The organism is Paraburkholderia eburnea, assembly GCF_002917095.1.
GTDB lineage: Bacteria > Pseudomonadota > Gammaproteobacteria > Burkholderiales > Burkholderiaceae > Paraburkholderia > Paraburkholderia eburnea.
In genome coordinates, this window is sequence record NZ_PQGA01000055.1 from 1 (window position 1) to 1,121 (window position 1,121).

The 1,121-nt window shown below is 62.7% G+C and carries 1 protein-coding gene; it reads left to right on the top strand.

Features of this window, described 5'->3' with window-relative positions:
• Window positions 1-19: 19 nt before the first annotated feature.
• Window positions 20-1,121, top strand: a protein-coding gene (locus B0G62_RS31010) for an IS3 family transposase (RefSeq protein ID WP_103707980.1) whose coding sequence is annotated in 2 segments (ribosomal slippage) — window positions 20-385 and window positions 388-1,121 — 1,100 coding nt annotated over the 2 segments. Because the reading frame shifts where the segments join, the coding sequence is not laid out codon by codon here. This gene is flagged as partial in the annotation.

Sequence of the window (1,121 nt, forward strand, 5' to 3'; positions counted from 1 at the left end):
CGAATCGAGGAGGTGTCAGGTGGAGCAAGGGATCAAGCGGACGCAACGGGACTACAGCCTGGCTTTTAAGCTGTCGGTCGTCGAGCAGGTCGAAAAAGGCGAACTGAGCTACAAAGAGGCGCAGCGCCGCTACGGCATCCAGGGCCGCTCGACCGTGCTGGTATGGTTACGCAAGCACGGTTTGCAGGATTGGACGGCTCCATCCGGCCGTGCGCGATCAGGTTCCATCATGCCGAAGCAGGATTCGAAGCCGCTCACGCCCGAGCAGCGCATCAAGGAGTTGGAGACACAGCTACGCGAGGCGCAGGAGAAAGCGGCGCTGTTCGAGGCGGTGCTCGATGTGATGCACAAGGACTACGGGATCGTCGTAAAAAAGCCTTCGGGCAGGTCATCGCGCAACGGCAAGTCGAAAAGCTGAGCGTCGAACGGGCCTGCCGTTACATGGGCATCAGTCGTCAAGCGTATTACAAGCGTAGCCAGAGCGAAGAGCGTCGCCGTTCGCAGGCTCAGACTGTGACCACCCTGGTGCGGGACGTCCGGCTTCGCCAGCCCCGGCTGGGGACGCGCAAACTGCATCATCTGCTCGGACCGACGCTGATCGAGCGCGGCATCAAGCTGGGGCGGGACCGGCTGTTCGATGTGCTGCGTGCCGCGCGCCTGCTGGTCGTGCCGCACCGGGCGTATCACAAAACCACACAAAGCCATCATCGCTTCCGGCGTCATCCGAATCTGCTCAAAGCCGGGCCGGGCCAGGTCGTGCCGACAGCGCCCGAGCAGGTGTGGGTCGCCGACATCACGTATCTGCCGACCACCGGGCCGTTCGTGTACCTGAGCCTCGTGACCGATGCCTTCTCGCGCAAGATCGTGGGTTACCACGTGCACGACAGCCTGCAGACCGAACAGGTCAGCCGGGCGCTCAGGATGGCGCTGCGCACCCGGCAGACCCGCGAACCGCTGATTCACCACTCCGATCGCGGGGTCCAGTACTGCTCGACGTATTACCAGGACATCCATCGGCGTCATGGCTTGCGTTGTTCGATGACGGACGGCTACGACTGCTACCAGAACGCACTGGCCGAGCGGGTCAACGGCATTCTCAAAGGCGAATTCCTGCTACAGCG